The 20,599-nt window shown below is 71.1% G+C and carries 17 protein-coding genes; all 17 read left to right on the top strand.

Annotated elements, in window-relative coordinates:
- Positions 1-12 precede the first annotated feature (12 nt).
- The 17 genes from ACYSUO_RS29305 (at position 13) to ACYSUO_RS29225 (ending at position 20,555) form a co-directional block, all read left to right on the top strand.
- A complete protein-coding gene (locus ACYSUO_RS29305; protein WP_461779305.1) occupies positions 13-885 on the top strand; it encodes a glycosyltransferase family 2 protein in 873 nt (290 codons plus the stop codon).
- Positions 886-936: 51 nt separating this feature from the next.
- Positions 937-1,878 (top strand): ABC transporter permease, encoded by a 942-nt coding sequence (locus tag ACYSUO_RS29300; protein WP_461779250.1) that lies wholly within the window; start codon positions 937-939, stop codon positions 1,876-1,878.
- Positions 1,871-2,656, top strand: a complete 786-nt coding sequence (locus tag ACYSUO_RS29295; RefSeq protein ID WP_461779249.1) for an ABC transporter ATP-binding protein — start codon at positions 1,871-1,873, stop codon at positions 2,654-2,656. Before ACYSUO_RS29300 ends, ACYSUO_RS29295 begins: the two co-directional genes overlap by 8 nt.
- Positions 2,657-3,087: 431 nt before the next feature.
- Positions 3,088-3,990, top strand: coding sequence for a squalene synthase HpnC (hpnC, locus tag ACYSUO_RS29290; RefSeq protein WP_461779304.1), 903 nt, complete (start codon positions 3,088-3,090; stop codon positions 3,988-3,990).
- On the top strand, positions 3,987-4,949 hold the full coding sequence (gene hpnD, locus ACYSUO_RS29285; RefSeq protein WP_461779248.1) for a presqualene diphosphate synthase HpnD: 963 nt from the start codon (positions 3,987-3,989) through the stop codon (positions 4,947-4,949). The genes hpnC and hpnD overlap by 4 nt, the downstream gene beginning before the upstream one ends.
- A 169-nt stretch (positions 4,950-5,118) precedes the next feature.
- Positions 5,119-6,564 (top strand): hydroxysqualene dehydroxylase HpnE, encoded by a 1,446-nt coding sequence (hpnE, locus tag ACYSUO_RS29280; protein ID WP_461779247.1) that lies wholly within the window; start codon positions 5,119-5,121, stop codon positions 6,562-6,564.
- An 89-nt stretch (positions 6,565-6,653) separates the two neighbouring features.
- Positions 6,654-7,721 (top strand): polyprenyl synthetase family protein, encoded by a 1,068-nt coding sequence (locus tag ACYSUO_RS29275; RefSeq protein ID WP_461779246.1) that lies wholly within the window; start codon positions 6,654-6,656, stop codon positions 7,719-7,721.
- Between the two features lie 103 nt (positions 7,722-7,824).
- The gene (gene shc / locus ACYSUO_RS29270; protein WP_461779245.1) at positions 7,825-9,831 is read left to right on the top strand and encodes a squalene--hopene cyclase; all 2,007 of its coding nucleotides are present in this window, start codon (positions 7,825-7,827) and stop codon (positions 9,829-9,831) included.
- Positions 9,831-10,487 carry a phosphorylase family protein gene (locus ACYSUO_RS29265; RefSeq protein ID WP_461779244.1) on the top strand — a complete coding sequence of 219 codons (657 nt, stop codon included), beginning with the start codon at positions 9,831-9,833 and terminating at the stop codon, positions 10,485-10,487. Before shc ends, ACYSUO_RS29265 begins: the two co-directional genes overlap by 1 nt.
- 6 nt (positions 10,488-10,493) lie before the next feature.
- Positions 10,494-11,516, top strand: coding sequence for an adenosyl-hopene transferase HpnH (gene hpnH, locus ACYSUO_RS29260; RefSeq protein ID WP_461779243.1), 1,023 nt, complete (start codon positions 10,494-10,496; stop codon positions 11,514-11,516).
- A gap of 7 nt (positions 11,517-11,523) precedes the next feature.
- Positions 11,524-12,690: a flavodoxin-dependent (E)-4-hydroxy-3-methylbut-2-enyl-diphosphate synthase gene (gene ispG, locus ACYSUO_RS29255; RefSeq protein WP_461779242.1), complete on the top strand. Its 1,167-nt coding sequence runs from the start codon at positions 11,524-11,526 to the stop codon at positions 12,688-12,690.
- Positions 12,691-12,723: 33 nt separating this feature from the next.
- On the top strand, positions 12,724-14,673 hold the full coding sequence (dxs, locus tag ACYSUO_RS29250) for a 1-deoxy-D-xylulose-5-phosphate synthase (RefSeq protein ID WP_461779241.1): 1,950 nt from the start codon (positions 12,724-12,726) through the stop codon (positions 14,671-14,673).
- The gene (locus ACYSUO_RS29245; RefSeq protein ID WP_461779240.1) at positions 14,670-16,055 is read left to right on the top strand and encodes an aspartate aminotransferase family protein; all 1,386 of its coding nucleotides are present in this window, start codon (positions 14,670-14,672) and stop codon (positions 16,053-16,055) included. Before dxs ends, ACYSUO_RS29245 begins: the two co-directional genes overlap by 4 nt.
- A 122-nt stretch (positions 16,056-16,177) precedes the next feature.
- Positions 16,178-16,840, top strand: a complete 663-nt coding sequence (locus ACYSUO_RS29240; RefSeq protein ID WP_461779239.1) for a helix-turn-helix domain-containing protein — start codon at positions 16,178-16,180, stop codon at positions 16,838-16,840.
- Positions 16,833-17,018 (top strand): DUF6126 family protein, encoded by a 186-nt coding sequence (locus ACYSUO_RS29235; RefSeq protein ID WP_426898676.1) that lies wholly within the window; start codon positions 16,833-16,835, stop codon positions 17,016-17,018. The genes ACYSUO_RS29240 and ACYSUO_RS29235 overlap by 8 nt, the downstream gene beginning before the upstream one ends.
- A 184-nt stretch (positions 17,019-17,202) precedes the next feature.
- Positions 17,203-18,033, top strand: coding sequence for an ABC transporter ATP-binding protein (locus tag ACYSUO_RS29230; RefSeq protein ID WP_461779238.1), 831 nt, complete (start codon positions 17,203-17,205; stop codon positions 18,031-18,033).
- A complete protein-coding gene (locus tag ACYSUO_RS29225) occupies positions 18,030-20,555 on the top strand; it encodes an ABC transporter permease (protein WP_461779237.1) in 2,526 nt (841 codons plus the stop codon). Before ACYSUO_RS29230 ends, ACYSUO_RS29225 begins: the two co-directional genes overlap by 4 nt.
- Positions 20,556-20,599: the final 44 nt, after the last annotated feature.

Genomic DNA, 20,599 nt, shown 5'->3' with positions numbered 1-20,599 from the left:
GGGACACAGCAGTTGAAGGTCGGCGCGGTTGTCATCACCATGGGCAACCGGCCGGCCGAACTGCGCGCCCTCCTCGACTCGGTCGCCAAGCAGGACGGCGACCCGGTCGAGGTGGTCGTGGTCGGCAACGGCTCCCCGGTCCCGGACGTCCCCGAGGGCGTGCGGACCATCGAGCTGCCCGAGAACCTCGGCATCCCCGGCGGCCGCAACGTCGGCATCGAGGCCTTCGGCCCGTCCGGCTCCGACGTCGACATCCTGATGTTCCTGGACGACGACGGGCTGCTGCCGCTGACGGACACGGCGGAGAAGTGCCGCGAGGCCTTCACCGGCGACCCGAAGCTCGGCATCGTCAGCTTCCGCATCGCGGACCCGGACACCGGCGAGACGCAGCGCCGGCACGTGCCGCGGCTGCGCGCCGCCGACCCGATGCGCTCCTCGCGCGTGACCACGTTCCTCGGCGGCGCCAACGCCGTGCGTACGCGGGTCATCGCCGAGGCGGGACCGCTGCCCGCCGAGTTCTTCTACGCCCACGAGGAGACCGACCTCGCCTGGCGTGCCCTCGACGCGGGCTGGATGATCGACTACCGCGCCGACATGGTGCTGCACCACCCCACCACGGCCCCGTCCCGGCACGCGGTCTACCACCGGATGGTGGCCCGCAACCGGGTCTGGCTGGCCCGCCGCAATCTGCCCGCGCTCCTGGTGCCCGTGTACCTCGGCGTCTGGCTGCTGCTCACCCTGGCCCGCCGGCCCTCGGGCCCGGCACTGAAGGCCTGGCTGGGCGGCTTCAGGGAAGGCTGGAAGACCCCCTGCGGGCCCAGGCGTCCCATGAAGTGGCGTACCGTGTGGCGGCTGACCCGACTGGGCCGCCCCCCTGTCATCTGACAAGCTCGTGCCTGACGGCAGGCCGTGCATTTGAAGACGAAAGTTCCTCTTGTGAGTGAGACAACGCATGACGCCGGTGTCGCGGTGAGCGCGACCCCGTCGCCGGACGACGGGCTCTCCCGGCGGGAGCTCGCCGCGAAGTACGGCTTGTCCGTCAGCGGGGCCCGGCCCGGCCTTTTCGAGTACGTACGGCAGCTGTGGGGCCGGCGGCACTTCATCATTGCCTTCTCGCAGGCGAAGCTGACCGCCCAGTACAGCCAGGCCAAGCTCGGCCAGCTGTGGCAGGTGGCGACGCCGCTGCTGAACGCGGCGGTCTACTTCTTCATCTTCGGCCTGCTGCTGGGCGCCCGTAAGGGCATCCCGAACGACATCTACGTGCCGTTCCTGGTGACGGGTGTCTTCGTCTTCACGTTCACGCAGAGCTCCGTGATGGCGGGGGTGCGGGCCATCTCCGGCAACCTCGGCCTGGTCAGGGCGCTGCACTTCCCGCGGGCCTCGCTGCCGATCTCGTTCGCGCTCCAGCAGCTCCAGCAGCTGCTGTTCTCGATGATCGTGCTGGTCATCGTGATGGTCGGGTTCGGCGTCCTGCCGGCCTTCTCCTGGCTCCTGGTGATCCCCGCGCTGGTCCTCCAGTTCGGCTTCAACATGGGCCTCGCGCTGATCTTCGCCAGGGCGGGCAGCAAGACCCCCGACCTCGCGCAGCTGATGCCGTTCGTCATGCGTACGTGGATGTACGCGTCCGGCGTCATGTTCAGCATCCCCGCGATGCTCGCCGACAAGAACGCCCCCGGCTGGCTCACGGACGTCCTGCAGTGGAACCCGGCCTCGATCTACATGGACCTGATCCGTTACGCCTTCATGGGCGGGCACGGATACGGCTCCGAGTACCTCCCGCCGCACGTGTGGGCCTTCGCGGCCGGATGGGCCGTGCTGATCGGCGCCGCCGGCTTCGTGTACTTCTGGAAGGCAGAGGAGCGGTACGGCCGTGGCTGATCTCGACAACCCCACCGATGCGCGCATCCCGACGGTCATCGCCGACGAGCTGCACATCGTGTACCGCGTCAACGGCGCGAAGACCGGCAAGGGCAGCGCCACCTCGGCGCTGAGCCGGATCCTCAAGCGCGGCGACGAGCGCGGCGTGCGCAAGGTGCACGCCGTCAAGGGCGTCTCCTTCACCTCCTACCGCGGCGAGGCCATCGGCCTCATCGGGTCGAACGGCTCCGGCAAGTCGACCCTGCTGCGCGCCATCGCGGGCCTGCTGCCCGCCGAGAAGGGCAAGGTCTACACGAACGGCCAGCCCTCGCTGCTCGGCGTGAACGCGGCCCTGATGAACGACCTCACGGGCGAGCGCAACGTCATCCTCGGCGGTCTCGCCATGGGCATGTCCCGCGAGGAGATCAAGGCGCGCTACCAGGACATCGTCGACTTCTCCGGCATCAACGAGAAGGGCGACTTCATCACGCTGCCGATGCGGACGTACTCGTCCGGCATGGCCGCGCGCCTGCGCTTCTCCATCGCGGCCGCCAAGGACCACGACGTGCTGATGATCGACGAGGCGCTGGCCACCGGTGACCGCAAGTTCCAGAAGCGCTCCGAGGCCCGCATCCGCGAGCTGCGCAAGGAGGCCGGAACGGTCTTCCTGGTGAGTCACAACAACAAGTCCATCCGCGACACCTGCGAGCGCGTCCTGTGGCTCGAGCGCGGGGAACTGCGTATGGACGGTCCGACGGCCGAGGTACTCAAGGAGTACGAGAAGTTCACGGGCAAGTAACCGCCCGCCTCTGGACCACGTCATATGAGGCCCTACCGGCTTCCGTCCGGTGGGGCCTCTGATATGCCTGTAGGTACCAAGTAATTGGCGATCGCGGTCAAGGGCGGGTCAACTTCCTTGCCCTGAAGGAATCTTGGCGTCAATCGTCGTGTTGTTGTGATGTGCAGAACACCCCGACGCGAGGGCGGGCGTTGTACAACGTAAGCTGTACCGGCCTCAATCGCGGCATGTGGGGCGATAAGGCGCGACATCCCGACCCCTGCGGGGCTGGGCGGCCGCGCGGGCGGCCGGGCGGCGTGTCCGAAATGAGATGCATTGGGTCCGCAGTGTAGAACGGGAGTTGTGACGGCAATGGCTATGGAAACTCTCCGGCACGGGGCTTTCGCCGTCCTCGGGGAAGCGGGCCGTACCCGGTGAGCCCGCACCCCCGAGTGCGCCCCGAGAGCCCTGTCGACACAGCGAGCCCGGTGAGTGCCACCCTCGACAAGGCCGCCGAGGAGAACTTCCCGGTGGCCCCCTTCTTCCTGCCGCGCGCCTGGCGCGACGACCTGATGGCCGTGTACGGCTTCGCGCGCCTCGTCGACGACATCGGTGACGGCGACCTCGCCCCCGGCGGCGCGGACGCCCGCTTCCTGGGCGTGTCACCCGATCAGGCGCACGACCGCCTCGCGATGCTGGACGCCTTCGAGACCGACCTGCGGCAGGTCTTCGACGGCACGCCCCGCCACCCGCTCCTGAAGGCCCTGCAGCCCACCGTCCGGCGCCGCTCGCTGACCCCCGAGCCGTTCCTCGGCCTCATCGCCGCGAACCGCCAGGACCAGCTGGTCACGCGCTACGAGACGTACGACGACCTGCTGGCCTACTGCGAGCTGTCCGCCAACCCCGTGGGCCGCCTCGTCCTCGCCATCACCGGCACCGCGACCCCCGAGCGCATCCGCCTGTCGGACGCGGTCTGCACCGGGCTCCAGATCGTCGAGCACCTCCAGGACGTGGCCGAGGACCTGGAGCGCGACCGGATCTACCTGCCGGCCGAAGACCTGAAGAAGTTCCACGTCGACGAGACGGATCTCGCCGCCCCGAGCGCGGGCGCATCGGTGCGCGCGCTGGTCGCGTACGAGGCCGAACGCGCCCTGAAGCTGCTGAATGAAGGCACCCCCCTGGTGGGTAGCGTCCACGGCAGGCTGAAGCTGCTGCTGGCAGGGTTCGTCGCAGGGGGGAAAGCGGCGGTCCACGCGATCACCGCCGTTTCGTACGACGTGCTTCCTGGACCACCCAAACCCACCAAGGCGCGATTGCTGCGCGAGGTGGGAGCGACTCTGCGAGGAGAGGGGTGAGCAACACCGTGGAGTCTGACCAGACCGTGTCGGCGCCGGTGCTCGCCGCATACAGCTACTGCGAGACCGTCACCGGGCAGCAGGCCCGCAACTTCGCCTACGGGATCCGGCTGCTGCCGACCGCGAAGCGGCGCGCCATGTCGGCGCTCTACGCGTTCTCGCGCCGCGTCGACGACATCGGCGACGGCGGCCTGGAGCCCGACATCAAGGCGCACCGGCTCGACGAGACCAGGGCGCTGCTCGGCCGCGTCCAGGACGGCAAGGTCGAGGAGGACGACACCGACCCGGTGGCCGTCGCCCTGGCCGATGCCGCGAGCCGCTTCCCGGTTCCGTTGGACGCGCTCGACGAGCTGATCGACGGTGTCCTGATGGACCTGCGCGGCGAGACCTACGAGACCTGGGACGACCTGAAGGTCTACTGCCGGTGCGTCGCGGGCGCCATCGGGCGGGTCTCGCTGGGCGTCTTCGGCACGGAACCGGGGGCGCGCGGCGTCGAGCGCGCGCCGGAGCTCGCCGACACGCTCGGCCTCGCGCTCCAACTCACCAACATCCTGCGCGACGTGCGCGAGGACGCTGCGGACGGGCGCACCTATCTGCCCGCCGACGACCTCGCGAAGTTCGGCTGCTCGACGGGGTTCCAGAGCTCCGTGCCGCCGGCCGGCTCGGACTTCGCCGGGCTCGTGCACTTCGAAGTGCGGCGCGCCCGCGCCCTGTTCGCCGAGGGCTACCGGCTGCTTCCCATGCTCGACCGGCGCTCCGGCGCCTGCGTCGCCGCCATGGCCGGCATCTACCGCCGGCTGCTCGACCGCATCGAGCGCGACCCCGAGGCCGTGCTGCGCGGCCGGGTCTCGCTGCCCGGGCACGAGAAGGCGTACGTCGCCGTGCGCGGCCTGTCGGGCCTGGACACCCGCACCGTCGTGCGCGGCGCCACCCGCGGCACGACCAGGAGGCGCGCCTGATGGACAGCGCGGGCCAGGTCGACGTGGCGAGAACGAAGCGGCGGGCAACCCTCCGCAGCGGCGTGGCGTCCCTGCATGCAACGGTCGGTCGCGTGTTCGCCACACCCGTCGAACCCGGCCCCACAGGGGCCGTACGCACCACCGAGAGCACCACCCAGGGGGAGGGCGCATGAGCGAGGCGACCACGTCCGGCGACGTGCGCGAGGCGGACGCCGCGGGGGACCGCGGGCGTCCCACCGCGGTGGTCGTCGGCGGTGGGCTCGCGGGGATCACGTCCGCGCTCGCGCTCGCCGACGGAGGCATGGACGTCACCCTCCTCGAGGGGCGCCCCAGGCTGGGCGGCCTCGCGTTCTCCTTCAAGCGCGGCGACCTCACCGTCGACAACGGCCAGCACGTCTACCTGCGCTGCTGCACCGCCTACCGCTGGTTCCTCGACCGCGTCGACGCCGCCGCGCTCGCGCCCCTGCAGGAACGACTCGACGTGCCCGTACTCGACGCCGAGAGGAACCGGCTCGGCCGGCTGCGGCGCACCGCGCTGCCCGTGCCGCTGCACCTGGCCAAGAGCCTCGCCACGTACCCGCACCTGTCGCTCGCCGAGCGGGCCAACGTCGGCCGTGCCGCGCTCGCCCTCAAGGGCCTGGATCCCGCCGATCCGGCGCTCGACAAGCGGGACTTCGGCTCCTGGCTGGCCGAGCACGGTCAGACGCAGCGGGCCATCGAGGCGCTGTGGGACCTCGTCGGCGTCGCGACCCTGAACGCGGTGGCGGGCGACTCCTCGCTGGGCCTCGCCGCCAAGGTCTTCAAGACCGGGCTGCTGTCCGAGCCCGGCGCCGCCGACATCGGGTGGGCCAAGGTGCCCCTCGGTGAACTCCACGACACTCTCGCCCGCAAGGCGCTCGACTCCGTGGGCGTACGCACCGAACTCCGTACACGCGTCACCTCCATCTCCCGTACGGACAACGGGCGTTGGGCCGTGGAGGTTCCCGAAGGGCCGGACCGTTCCGGCGCCGTGCTCGCCGCCGACACCGTCGTGCTCGCCGTGCCGCAGCGCGAGGCGCACGACCTGCTGCCCGCGGGAGCCCTCGACGACGCCGACCGGCTGCTCGACATCGGCACCGCGCCGATCCTCAACCTGCACGTCGTCTACGGCCACAAGGTCCTCAAGCAGCCCTTCTTCACCGCGCTCGGCTCGCCGGTCCAGTGGGTCTTCGACCGCACCGACGCCTCGGGACTCGCCCGTACGCTGCCGGACGCCCAGTACCTCGCCGTCTCCCAGTCGGCCGCGCAGGACGAGATCGACGCGCCGGTCGCCGAGCTGCGCAAGCGGTACCTGCCGGAGCTGGAGCGGCTGCTGCCCGCCGCGCGCGGCGCCGAGATCCACGACTTCTTCGTCACCCGGGAGCGGACGGCGACCTTCGCGCCGACCCCCGGAGTCGGCGCGCTGCGGCCCACGGCCCGCACCAATGCCCCCGGCCTGTACCTGGCCGGCGCGTGGACCGCCACCGGGTGGCCCGCGACCATGGAAGGCGCTGTCCGCAGCGGCACCAGTGCCGCCGACGCGGCGCTCGCCGCGCTCGGCCGCCCCCGCGGCCACCTGTACCGGGAGGCGGCGTGACCAGCGACCTTCCCACGGTGGACGTGACCAGCGACCTGCCCCAGGTCGACAAGCCGACAACGCTGTATCCGGTTACACAAGGAGAGACTGTGCCACCTGTGCCCTCGGCCCCAGAGGCTGCCGACGCGGTGGACGTGACCGCGCTTTTGGAGCGCGGCCGAACCCTGGCCACCCCCGTGCTGAAGGCGGCCGTGGACCGCCTGGCAGCACCGATGGACACCGTCGCCGCCTACCACTTCGGCTGGATCGACGCCGAGGGCAACCCGGCCGACGGTGACGGCGGCAAGGCCGTGCGCCCCGCCCTGGCCGTGCTGTCCGCACAGGCCGCGGGCGCCGACCCCGAGGTCGGCGTGCCGGGCGCCGTCGCGGTCGAGCTCGTCCACAACTTCTCGCTGCTGCACGACGACCTGATGGACGGCGACGAGCAGCGCCGGCACCGCGACACCGTGTGGAAGGTGCACGGCCCCGCCCAGGCGATCCTCGTCGGCGACGCCCTCTTCGCGCTGGCCAACGAGGTCATCCTGGAGCTGGAGACCGTCGACGCGGGCCGCGCCACGCGCCGCCTGACCACCGCGACCCGCGCCCTCATCGACGGCCAGGCGCAGGACATCGGGTTCGAGCACCGCGAGCGCGTCAGCGTCGTGGAGTGCCTGGAGATGGAGGGCAACAAGACGGGCGCGCTGCTCGCCTGCGCCTCCTCCATCGGCGCGGTCCTCGGCGGCGCCGACGACGCGACCGCCGACGCCCTGGAGAAGTACGGCTACCACCTGGGCCTCGCCTTCCAGGCCGTCGACGACCTGCTCGGCATCTGGGGCGACCCCGAGTCGACCGGCAAGCAGACCTGGAGCGACCTGCGCCAGCGCAAGAAGTCCCTGCCGGTCGTCGCCGCGCTCGGCGCCGGCGGACCGGCCTCCGAGCAACTCGGCGAGCTCCTGGCCGCCGACGCCAAGGACGTCGACTTCGACACCTTCACCGAGGCGGACTTCGCCGCCCGCGCCGCCCTCATCGAGGAGGCCGGCGGGCGCGAGTGGACCGCCGAGGAAGCGCGGCGCCAGTACGCCGTCGCCCTCGAAGCCCTGGACTCCGTCCAGATGTCAGCCACGGTGCGCGCCCAGTTCGTGGCGCTCGCCGACTTCGTCGTCGTACGAAAGAGATGATCACTATCGGCCGCATATGACTCGCAGTCGCCGGCCGGTGTCCCGCCAGGGCTCCGGCCGACGGTTACCCAGCAGAGAAGAAGCACTGCATGAAGGGATAGCCATGACAGCGACGACCGACGGAAGCTCCGGCGCCACGGCGCCGCAGACGACCTCGGCCACCACTGCCCAACTGACCGACACGACCCCCGGGGCGGCCGGGCCCCGAAACGCCGCCGGCCGAGCCATACAGCGCGCCACGGACTTCCTGCTCGCGCGGCAGGACGACCGGGGCTGGTGGAAGGGCGACCTCGACACCAACGTGACGATGGACGCCGAAGACCTGCTGCTGCGCCAGTTCCTCGGTATCAGGGACCAGGCCACCACCGACGCCGCCGCGCTGTTCATCCGCGGCGAGCAGCGCGAGGACGGCACCTGGGCCACCTTCTACGGCGGCCCCGGCGAACTGTCCACCACCATCGAGGCGTACGTCGCGCTGCGCCTGGCCGGTGACTCCCCGGACGACGCGCACATGGCCAAGGCCTCCGCGTGGATCCGCGAGCGCGGCGGCATCGCCGCCAGCCGCGTGTTCACCCGGATCTGGCTGGCCCTGTTCGGCTGGTGGAAGTGGGACGACCTCCCCGAACTCCCCCCGGAGCTCATCTACTTCCCCAAGTGGATGCCGCTCAACATCTACGACTTCGGGTGCTGGGCCCGGCAGACGATCGTGCCGCTCACCGTGGTCTCCGCGAAGCGCCCGGTGCGCCCCGCGCCGTTCCCGCTGGACGAGTTGCACACCGACGCCCGCGATCCGAACCCCGCCAAGCCCCTTGCCCCCGTGGTGAGTTGGGACGGCGCGTTCCAGCGGCTCGACAAGATCATGCACGGCTACCACAAGGTGGCCCTGAAGCGGCTGCGCAAGTCCGCGATGAACTCCGCGGCCCGCTGGATCGTCGAGCGCCAGGAGAACGACGGCTGCTGGGGCGGCATCCAGCCGCCCGCCGTCTACTCCGTCATCGCGCTCCACCTGCTCGGCTACGACCTCGAACACCCGGTTCTCAAGGCCGGGTTGGCGTCCCTCGACCGGTTCGCCGTGTGGCGCGAGGACGGGGCCCGGATGATCGAGGCCTGCCAGTCGCCGGTGTGGGACACGTGCCTGGCGACCATCGCGCTCGCCGACGCGGGCCTGCCCGCCGACCACCCGGCGCTCGTCAAGGCGGCCGAGTGGATGATCGCCGAGCAGATCGACCGGCCGGGCGACTGGTCCGTGCGCAAGCCCGCGCTCGAACCCGGCGGCTGGGCCTTCGAGTTCGACAACGACAACTACCCCGACATCGACGACACCGCCGAGGTCGTGCTCGCGCTGCGCCGCGTCGCCCACCCCGACAAGGCGCGCGTCGAGAAGGCCATCGAGCGCGGCGTGCGCTGGAACCTCGGCATGCAGTCGAAGAACGGCGCGTGGGGCGCCTTCGACGTCGACAACACCAGCCCGTTCCCCAACCGGCTGCCGTTCTGCGACTTCGGCGAGGTCATCGACCCGCCGTCCGCCGACGTCACCGGGCACGTCGTCGAGATGCTCGCCATCGAGGGGTACACGCGCGACCCGCGCACCCGGCGCGGCATCGAGTGGCTGCTCGCCGAACAGGAGGACAACGGCGCCTGGTTCGGCCGCTGGGGCGTCAACTACGTCTACGGCACGGGCTCCGTGGTGCCCGCCCTGATCGCCGCCGGCCTGCCCGCATCGCACCCCGCGATCAGACGGGCCGTCAGCTGGCTGGAGTCCGTCCAGAACGAGGACGGCGGCTGGGGCGAGGACCTGCGCTCGTACCGCTACGAGGACTGGAAGGGGCACGGCGCCTCGACCGCCTCGCAGACCGGGTGGGCGCTGCTCGCGCTGCTCGCGGCGGGGGAGCGGGAGTCGAAGGCCGTCGAACGCGGTGTCACGTACCTCGCCGACACCCAGACCGAGGACGGCACCTGGGACGAGCCGTACTTCACCGGGACCGGCTTCCCCTGGGACTTCTCGATCAACTACCACCTGTACCGGCAGGTGTTCCCGCTGACCGCACTCGGTCGGTATGTCAACGGCGAGCCCTTCAGTGACAAGGGCGCCGCCACCAAGGGGAGCTGATGACCGCATCGCCGGTGGCCCGCCCACCGGAGACCGCGCCGCTGCTGGTCGCCTGTGCGCTCGGCATCGAGCACCTCGCGCTGCGCAGCGGCAGCAGGGCCGGGGCCACGAGCCCCGTGACCGTGCTGCGTACGGGCATGGGGCCGAAGGCCGCCGAGCAGGCGGTCACCCGCGCCCTGGGTGACGCCGTGCTGCGCGACGCCGCCGTCGTGGCCACCGGGTTCTGCGCCGGGCTCGCGCCCGGCATGCACCCCGGCGACCTGGTGGTGGCCGACGAGACCCGTGACACGTACGGCGCCACGCCGTGCGCGGGCACGGATCTCCTGGTCAAGGAGCTGGTCAAGGCCGTGCCCGGCAAGACCGTGCACACCGGGCCGCTGACCGGATCCGACCACGTGGTGCGCGGTCACGAGCGCGCCGACCTGCTCGCGACCGGCGCGATCGCCGTCGACATGGAGTCGGCCGCGACCCTGCGGGCGGCCGGTGGCGCCGGGAGGCGTCCGGTTGCCGCCGTCCGGGTGGTCGTGGACGCTCCAGAACATGAACTCGTCAGGATCGGCACGGTTCGCGGTGGACTATCGGCTTTCCGTGTCCTTCGTGCCGTCCTTCCCGCTTTTTTTGAATGGCACCGTTCTTTGCTGCTCCCTCGGAGGTGAGCCCAGATGGCCATGCCGCTTCGTCAATCCATCAAGGTCGCGACCTATCTCGCTGAACAGAAGATCCGCCGGCGGGACAAGTTTCCGCTCATCGTCGAATTGGAGCCGCTCTTCGCCTGCAACCTGAAGTGCGAGGGCTGCGGAAAGATCCAGCACCCGGCCGGGGTGCTCAAGCAGCGCATGCCGGTCGCCCAGGCCGTCGGTGCCGTCCTCGAATCGGGTGCGCCGATGGTGTCCATCGCCGGCGGCGAGCCGCTGATGCACTCTCAGATCGATGAGATCGTGCGGCAGTTGGTGGCCAAGAAGAAGTACGTCTTCCTGTGCACCAACGCGATGCTGCTGCGCAAGAAGATGGAGAAGTTCACGCCGTCGCCGTACTTCGCCTTCACAGTGCACATCGACGGCATGCGCGAGCGGCACGACGAGTCCGTCGCCAAGGAAGGTGTCTTCGACGAGGCGGTCGAGGCGATCAAGGAGGCCAAGCGGCGCGGCTTCCGGGTCACCACGAACTCGACCTTCTTCAACACCGACACCCCGCAGAACATCATCGAGGTGCTCAACTACCTCAACGACGACCTCAAGGTCGACGAGATGATGATCTCGCCCGCCTACGCCTACGAGAAGGCGCCCGACCAGGACCACTTCCTGGGCGTCACGCAGACCCGCGAACTGTTCAAGAAGTCCTTCGCGGGCGGCAACCGGCGCCGCTGGCGGCTCAACCACTCGCCGCTGTTCCTCGACTTCCTCGAGGGCAAGGTCGACTTCCCGTGCACCGCGTGGGCCATCCCCAACTACTCGCTCTTCGGTTGGCAGCGGCCCTGCTACCTGATGAGCGACGGGTACGTGCCCACGTACAAGGAGCTCATCGAGGAGACCGACTGGGACGCCTACGGGCGCGGCAAGGACCCGCGCTGCGACAACTGCATGGCGCACTGCGGCTACGAGCCGACGGCCGTGCTCGCCACCATGGGGTCGCTGAAGGAGTCCATCCGCGCCATGTCCGAGACCGTCGCCGGGAACCGTGGGTGACGACACCATGAATCCCGGAGAGCCAGTCTCACTGGGCCTCCCCGAGGTACCGGTCCGACCGATCGCTGAACGGCGGGTCAGCCGTCAGATCCAGGTCGGACCGGTGGCCGTGGGAGGCGGGGCACCCGTTTCCGTACAGTCGATGACCACGACGCGCACGTCCGACATCGGGGCGACGCTGCAGCAGATCGCCGAACTGACCGCCTCCGGCTGCCAGATCGTGCGAGTGGCATGCCCCACGCAGGACGACGCGGACGCGCTCGCGACCATCGCGCGCAAGTCGCAGATCCCCGTCATCGCGGACATCCACTTCCAGCCGAAGTACGTGTTCGCCGCCATCGACGCGGGGTGTGCGGCGGTGCGCGTGAACCCGGGCAACATCAAGCAGTTCGACGACAAGGTGAAGCAGATCGCGCGGGCGGCGTCCGACGCCGGCACACCGATCCGCATCGGGGTCAACGCCGGCTCGCTGGACAAGCGCCTGCTCCAGAAGTACGGGAAGGCGACCCCGGAGGCCCTCGCCGAGTCGGCGCTGTGGGAGGCCTCGCTCTTCGAGGAGCACGGCTTCCGTGACATCAAGATCTCGGTGAAGCACAACGACCCCGTGGTGATGGTCAACGCGTACCGGCAGCTCGCCGCCGCGTGCGACTATCCGCTGCACCTCGGGGTCACCGAGGCGGGGCCCGCCTTCCAGGGCACCATCAAGTCCGCCGTGGCCTTCGGAGCGCTGCTCTCCGAGGGCATCGGGGACACCATCCGGGTCTCGCTGTCCGCGCCGCCCGCCGAGGAGTGCAAGGTCGGCATCCAGATCCTGGAGTCGCTGGGCCTGCGCCAGAGGCGCCTGGAGATCGTGTCGTGCCCGTCCTGCGGGCGCGCGCAGGTCGACGTCTACAAGCTCGCCGACGAGGTGACCGCCGGGCTCGAGGGCATGGAGGTGCCGCTGCGGGTGGCCGTCATGGGGTGCGTGGTCAACGGTCCGGGTGAGGCCCGCGAGGCGGACCTCGGTGTCGCGTCCGGCAACGGCAAGGGCCAGATCTTCGTCAAGGGCGAGGTCATCAAGACCGTGCCCGAGTCGAAGATCGTCGAGACGCTCATTGAAGAGGCGATGCAGATCGCCGAGCAGATGGAGAAGGACGGCGTCGCGTCGGGGGCTCCCGACGTCACCGTGAGCTGAGTTCTTGAGGACGGACCGGAAGGGGGCTCGAGCGTGACGATTCTGGAAAGCATCCGGGGGCCGCGCGACCTGAAGGCGCTGAGCGAGGAGGAGATCGGTGAACTGGCCCATGAGGTCAGAGAGTTCCTGATCCACGCGGTCGCGAGGACGGGGGGACACCTCGGGCCGAACCTGGGTGTGGTGGAACTGTCCATCGCGTTGCACCGGGTATTCGAGTCGCCGGTCGACCGCCTCGTGTGGGACACCGGCCATCAGAGCTATGTACACAAGCTTCTGACGGGCCGCCAGGACTTCTCGAAGCTGCGCGGAAAGGGCGGCCTGTCCGGCTACCCCTCGCGTGAGGAGTCCGAGCACGACATCGTGGAGAACTCGCACGCCTCCACGGCGCTCGGCTGGGCCGACGGCCTCGCCAAGGCGCGTCAGGTGCAGGGCGAGCGCGGGCACGTCGTCGCCGTCATCGGGGACGGCGCGCTGACCGGGGGCATGGCCTGGGAGGCGCTGAACAACATCGCGGCCGCCAAGGACCGGCCGCTGATCATCGTCGTCAACGACAACGAGCGCTCATACGCGCCCACGATCGGCGGCCTCGCCAACCATCTCGCGACGCTGCGGACGACGGACGGCTACGAGAAGGTGCTGGCCTGGGGCAAGGACGTGCTGCTGAAGACCCCCGTGGTCGGGCACACGGTCTACGAGTCGCTGCACGGTGCGAAGAAGGGCTTCAAGGACGCGTTCGCGCCGCAGGGCATGTTCGAGGACCTGGGCCTGAAGTACGTGGGTCCCATCGACGGCCATGACATGGGCGCCGTCGAATCCGCCCTGCGACGCGCAAAACGCTTCCACGGCCCGGTACTTGTGCACTGCCTGACCGAGAAGGGGCGCGGCTACGAGCCCGCGCTCGCCGACGAGGCCGACCGCTTCCACACCGTCGGCGTGATGGACCCGCTCACCTGCGAGCCGCTCGCGCCGTCCAACGGGCCCTCCTGGACCTCGGTGTTCGGCGACGAGATCGCGGCGATCGGGCGCGAGCGCGAGGACGTCGTCGCGATCACCGCGGCGATGCTGCACCCGGTGGGACTCACCAAGTTCGCGGCGGAGTTCCCCGAGCGGGTGTGGGACGTCGGGATCGCCGAACAGCACGCCGCCGTGTCGGCCGCGGGGCTCGCAACGGGCGGGCTGCATCCGGTCGTTGCCGTGTACGCGACCTTCCTCAATCGGGCCTTCGACCAGCTCCTGATGGACGTCGCGCTGCACAAATGCGGGGTCACCTTCGTGCTCGACCGGGCCGGTGTCACGGGTGCCGACGGGGCCTCCCACAACGGCATGTGGGACATGTCCGTGCTCCAGGTCGTGCCGGGCCTGCGGATCGCCGCGCCGCGCGACGCCGACCAACTCCGCTCGCAGCTGAGGGAAGCGGTCGCCGTCGACGACGCGCCGACCATGCTGCGGTTCCCCAAGGAGTCGGTGGGCGAGCCGATCGCGGCCGTCGACCGGGTCGGCGGCATCGACGTCCTGCACCGGGCCGAGGAGCCGCGGGTGCTGCTCGTCTCGGTCGGCGTGATGGCGCCGGTGTGCCTGCAGGCCGCGGATCTGCTGGAGGCGCGCGGTATCAACTGCACGGTGGTGGACCCCCGTTGGGTCAAGCCCGTCGACCCCGACCTCGCGCCGCTCGCCGCCGCGCACGAACTGGTCGCCGTCGTCGAGGACAACAGCAAGGCGGCGGGCGTCGGCTCGGCCGTCGCGCTCGCCCTCGGCGAGGCCGAAGTCGACGTCCCCGTACGGCGGTTCGGCATCCCGGAGCAGTTCCTGGCGCACGGCAAGCGGGGCGAGGTACTGGCCGACATCGGTCTGACGCCCGTGGAGATCGCGGGGCGGATCAGCGCCAGCATGAGCCGCGCAGCGGATAGCCGGACGGCGGACAGTCGAACAGTGGGCAGCGGCACAGCGGGTAGTGGCACACCGGGCAAGGAGATCAACGCATGAGCAAGGAGTTCGACCTCGGCAAGCTGCTCGCCGAGCGCGGCGCCGAACGGTACGAGCTGCACACCAAGTACCTCAACCACCAGCTGCCGAAGATGCTCCACACCATCGGCTTCGACAAGGTCTACGAGCGGGCCGAGGGCGCGCACTTCTGGGACGCGGACGGCAACGACTACCTGGACATGCTCGCCGGATTCGGTGTCATGGGCCTCGGCCGGCACCACCCCGTCGTACGCAAGGCACTGCACGACGTCCTCGACGCCTCGCTCGCCGACCTGACCCGCTTCGACTGCCAGCCGCTGCCGGGCCTGCTCGCCGAGAAGCTGGTGACGCACAGCCCGCACCTGGACCGGGTGTTCTTCGGCAACAGCGGTACGGAGGCGGTGGAGACGGCGCTGAAGTTCGCGCGGTACGCGACCGGCAAGCCGCGGATCCTGTACTGCGCGCACGCCTTCCACGGCCTGACGACCGGCTCGTTGTCGGTGAACGGGGAGGACGGCTTCCGCGACGGCTTCGCCCCTCTGCTGCCCGACACCCCGATTCCGCTTGGCGATCTCGACGCGCTGGCAAGGGAGTTGAAGAAGGGCGATGTCGCCGGGCTCATCGTCGAACCGATCCAGGGCAAGGGCGTGTACGAGTCGCCGCCCGGCTATCTGCGGGCCGCGCAGGAGCTGTTGCGTAGGCACAAGGCGCTGCTGATCGCGGACGAGGTGCAGACGGGCCTCGGCCGCACCGGCGACTTCTACGCCTACCAGCACGAGGAGGGCGTCGAACCGGACCTGGTGTGCGTGGCCAAGGCGCTGTCGGGCGGTTATGTGCCCGTCGGCGCGACGCTCGGCAAGGACTGGATCTTCAAGAAGGTCTACTCGTCCATGGACCGGGTCCTCGTCCACTCGGCGAGCTTCGGCTCCAACGCCCAGGCGATGGCGGCGGGCCTCGCGGTCCTGTCCGTCATGGAGGACGAGGAGACGGTCGCGAACGCGCGGGCGATGGGCGAGCTGCTGACGTCCCGGCTCACCGAACTCATCGACCGCTACGAGCTGTTGAGTGACGTGCGCGGGCGCGGGCTCATGATCGGCATCGAGTTCGGGCGGCCGAAGTCCCTGAAACTGCGCAGCCGTTGGACGATGCTGCAGGCCGCGCGCAAGGGTCTGTTCGCGCAGATGGTCGTGGTGCCGCTGCTCCAGAAGTACCGGATCCTGACCCAGGTCTCCGGCGACCACCTCGAAGTCATCAAACTGATCCCGCCGCTCGTGGTGAACGAGGCCGACGTCGAGCGCTTCGTCGAGGCGTTCACGGCGGTCATGGACGACGCGCACAGTGGGGGCGGGCTGATGTGGGACTTCAGCAAGACGCTGATCAAGCAGGCGGTGGCGAACCGCTGAGGGTGTCGGTGGTTCGGGCGTCCCGGCTTCGGACGGTGGCTTACGCGGTGGCGCTCGCGACGGCTTTTGCCTCTGAGGCAAGAAAGTTGCCGGAGGGGCACGGCTCTGGCTGAATCGACAGCATGAGCCCTGCCCTCTCGCCGGACCAGCCGGACGAGGTCGACGGTGCGGAGGTCCCGGAACCCCCGGAACTTCCCGCCGTCGCACCCCAGCTCCGCGAACTGCGCCGCCGCGCGGCCCTCACCCTGGAGGTCGCCGCCGGATCCGCCGGTCTGTCCCCGGCGCACCTCTCCCGCCTGGAGACCGGACAGCGTCAGCCCTCGCTCCCGATGCTGCTGTCACTGGCCCGTATCTACGGTACGACCGTATCCGAACTGCTCGGCGAGACTCCCGCCGACCGGGACGCGGTCGTGCGCGGCGGCACGATGGAAGCCACCGAGGCCGGGGGCTGGACGTACCGGCAGGCCGGGTCGCCCGGCCGCGGCATGCAGGCGTTGCAGGTCCACGCGCCGTACGGGTCCCAGGGCGATGTGGTGCGCGTGCATCCGGGGGAGGAGTGGCTGTACGTCCTGTCGGGGCGCCTGCGGCTGCGGCTGGGGGACACGTCCTACCGGCTCGACCCGGGCGACAGCTCCCACTTCGACTCGCTCACCCCGCACCGCATCGCCGCCGTCGACCCGGGCGGCGTCGACTTCCTGTTCGTCCACACCCTGCTGCAGAGCCCGACGGCCGCACTGTGCCTCGGTCCGTCGGCGGGACCGGTAAAGGAGACCCGCCATGGCTGACACGTCCGATGCGGCTCACACGCCTGACACGACCGGGCCGACCCCGGGGCCGGCCCGCCGACAGATAGAGGACAAGCTGCCGCGCGGCATTCTGATCCGGGTCCTCGTGTACGTCTTCGCCGGGCATGCGCTGGCCGGGTTCATCTACTTGCTGTTCACGCTGGGTGGGAATCAGTGAGGCGGTGCGCTGTGGGGCGGGGCCGCGTGAAGCGGGACCGCTGAGGCCGGACCGCGTGAGGCGGGACCCCCTACTGCAGTAGCACCTCCATGTTGGCTCCTGGGTATGACGCCAGGCGACCGTCCGCTCTCGCACACTCCTCCCCGTCAGAGCGAGGAAGCGTACGAGAGGGCGGGACAGGGCCATGGGGCTACGCAGGGGCAAGCAGCGGACGATCGAGGACGACCGGCCGGAGGCGCAAGCCGGCACGCCGGGTCTCGCTGTCGAACTGCGCGGTGTGCGGCGGCAGTACGGGCGCGGGGCCGGTGCGGTGCACGCTCTCGCGGGCGTCGACCTCGCTCTGCCGCGCGGCACGTTCACGGCCGTGATGGGACCGTCCGGGTCCGGCAAGTCCACCTTCCTGCAGTGCGCCGCCGGGCTCGACCGGCCGTCGGCGGGATCCGTGCACCTTGGTGGCACGGAGATCACCGGCATGAGCGAGAACCGGCTCACCGAGTTGCGCCGCAGCCGCCTCGGCTTCGTCTTCCAGGCGTTCAACCTGCTGCCGTCGCTGACCGTGGAGCAGAACGTGCTGCTGCCCATGCGTCTCGCCGGGCGCCGCCAGGACCGCCGCCGGGCGGCCGCGATGCTCGCTCAGGTCGGGCTCGCGGACAAGGCGCGGCGCCGGCCCGGCGAGCTCTCCGGCGGCCAGCAGCAGCGGGTGGCCGTCGCCCGCGCCCTGGTCACGAGCCCCGACGTGGTGTTCGCGGACGAGCCCACCGGCGCCCTCGACACCGGCACCGCGGCCGAGGTCCTGGGCCTGCTCCGCAACGCCGTCGACCACCTCGGCGCCACCGTCGTGATGGTCACCCACGACCCGACCGCGGCCGCCTGGGCCGACCGCGTGCTGTTCCTCGCCGACGGCGCCTTCGCCGACAGCCTGGAGCGCGGTTCGGCGGAGCAGATCGCGGCGCGGATGGCGACGCTCGCCGCCCGCACCTCCCGCGCGGGCGCGATGGCGGGGGCGGCGGCATGAGGAGCCCTGCCCCCAACGGCCTCGCGCGGGCGGCCGTACGCTTCAAGCCCGCTTCGTTCGCGGGCACGTTCGTCGCGCTGCTGATGTCGGCGCTGATCGTCGCGGCCTGCGGCACCCTGCTGGAGACCGGCGTACGTGCTTCGGTTCCGGCGGAGCGGTACGCGAAGGCGCCGGTCGTGGCGGCGGCGGACCAGTCCGCGCGGGTCGTCACCGACACCGTCGACGGCCCCGAGGAGACCTCGTACCCGCTGCCGGACACCGCGCGCGTGGACGCGCGGCTCGCGGCGAAGGCGGCCCGGGCGCCGGGCGCCGAGGCGGCGGTGGCGGACTTCACCTTCCCGGTGCGGCAGAGTGCCTCCTCGTCCGGTGCGCTCACCGGTCACGGCTGGGACTCGGGCGCCTTCACCGGGACCGCGCTGTCCGCGGGCGCCGCGCCGCGCACGGGAGAGGTGGCGCTCGACGCCGCCGCGGCCCGCACCGCGAAGGCCCATGTCGGTGACACCGTCGCGCTCGAAACGGCGGCGGGGCGCGCGGAGTTCAGGGTGTCCGGTCTTGCCAAGGCCGGAGCCGGGGACACCGCAGGGGCAGGCACGGCGGCGGGCGGCGGGGCCACGGCCTGGTTCGCCGACGCCCAGGCGCCCGCGCTGTCCGGCCATCCAGGCAAGGCCGACGCCATCGCCGTACTCGCCAAGGACGGCGCCGACACCGGCGCCCTGGCCACCGCCGTCGAGAAGGCCCTGACCGGATCCGGCGCGCAGGTGCTCACCGGTGACGACCGCGGCGAGGTCGAGGACCACGGCCTGGCCTACGCCAAGGAGACGCTCACCGCGCTCGGCGGCTCCTTCGGCGGGATCGCCACGCTGGTCGCCGTCTTCACCGCGGCCGGCACGGTCGCCCTCTCGGTCGGCCAGCGCACCCGCGAGTTCGCGCTGCTGCGTGCCGTCGGCGCCACCCCGCGGCAGATCCGCCGGGCGGTCGCCTCCGAGGCGCTGCTCGTCGCGCCGCTCGCCGGGGTGCTCGGGTGCCTGCCGGGCATCGGGCTCGCGCACTGGTGGTTCGGGCAGCTGAAGGACCGCGGGGCCGTCCCGCAGGCGGTCGAGCTGCACGTCTCGTGGATCCCGCTGGTCGCCGCCGTCGGGACCGGACTGCTCACGGCGCTCGGCGCCGGGTGGATCGCCGGGCGCAGGCCCGCGAGGATCAAGCCGGGGCAGGCGCTCGCCGAGGCCTCGGTGGAGCGGCTGCGCCCGGGCGTCATCCGTACCGTGCTCGGTGTCGCGGCCCTCGGCGGCGGCTCGGCGCTCGCCGGCGTCGCGGCCTCCACCGCCGGAGCCGACGCGGCGAATGCCTCGCTCGGCGTGGTCATGCTCTTCATGCTCGCCGTCGCGCTGCTCGGCCCGCTGGTGGCCCGGCTGTGCGCGGCGCTCTTCGGCCTGCTGCTGCGCGGCGGAGGGGCCTCGGCCTCGCTGGCGGCCGCCAACTCTCGGACGAATTCCCGCCGGTTGGCCTCCGCGATCACGCCGATCGTGCTGGCGATGGCCTTCGCCTCGACGCTGGTCTTCATGCACACGAGCGAGAGCAAGGTCTCCGCGGACCAGCTGCGCGAGGGCATCACGGCGGACCACGTCGTCACCGCCCCGGCAGGACTTCCCGCGGGCGCCGCCGACCGGGCCGCCCGCGCTCCCGGCGTGGACGCGGCCGTAAGCCTCCTCGACACACAGGTGCTCGTACCGGTCGACTCGGGCGGGGAGACGTCGCTGCAGGCAACGGCGACGCAGGGCATCTCGGGCTCCGGCGCCGAGCTGGCCAGGGTGCAGGACCTGGATGTGCGTGACGGCAGCTTGAACGGCGTGGGCGCGGGCCGCATCGCCATCGACAAGACGCTCGCCACGGCGGCGAAGGTGAAGGTCGGCGACAGGCTGCCGCTCTACCTTCCCGACGGCACGAAGGCCCGCCCGGAAGTCGCCGCGGTCTACGGCCGGGGCCTCGGCCTGGCGGCGGTGACCATGGACCGCGCGTCCCTGGCCGCCCACGTCACCTCGGGCTTCGACGGCACGCTGCTGGTGCGCGGCGGCGACGCCGAGCCGCTCACCGCACTGGGCAAGGTCACCGACGCCTCGGGCTATGCCGTCGCGCAGAGCGTGGACAGCGAGCTGGGGGCCTGGTCCAACTACATGATGGCCGCGGTCCTGGGCGGGTTCGCCGCCGTCGCCGCGGTCAACACCCTGGTGATGACGGTCCTGGACCGCCGTCGCGAACTGACGGTGCTCCGCCTCGTCGGATCCACGCGCCGCCAGGTGCTGCGGATGCTCCGCTGGGAGAGCCTGCTGGTATCGGCGGCAGGGGTGGCGCTCGGCACCACCATCGCGCTGATCACGCTGACCCCGATGATGCGCGGCATGACGGGGGAGTCCCCGTACATACCGCCGCTGCTGTACGGCACGTTCGCCGCGAGCGCGGTGTGCCTCGGGCTGCTCGCCGTAACCCTCCCTGCCCGCGCGGCACTTCGCGACAGGGAGGGGTGACGTCGGGCACTGGGCCGGGGTCCGGGGCTGCGGCTCAGGCCCGG

It is taken from the genome of Streptomyces sp. UC4497 (genome assembly GCF_054871485.1).
This window is presented reverse-complemented; position numbering and strand designations above follow the sequence as displayed.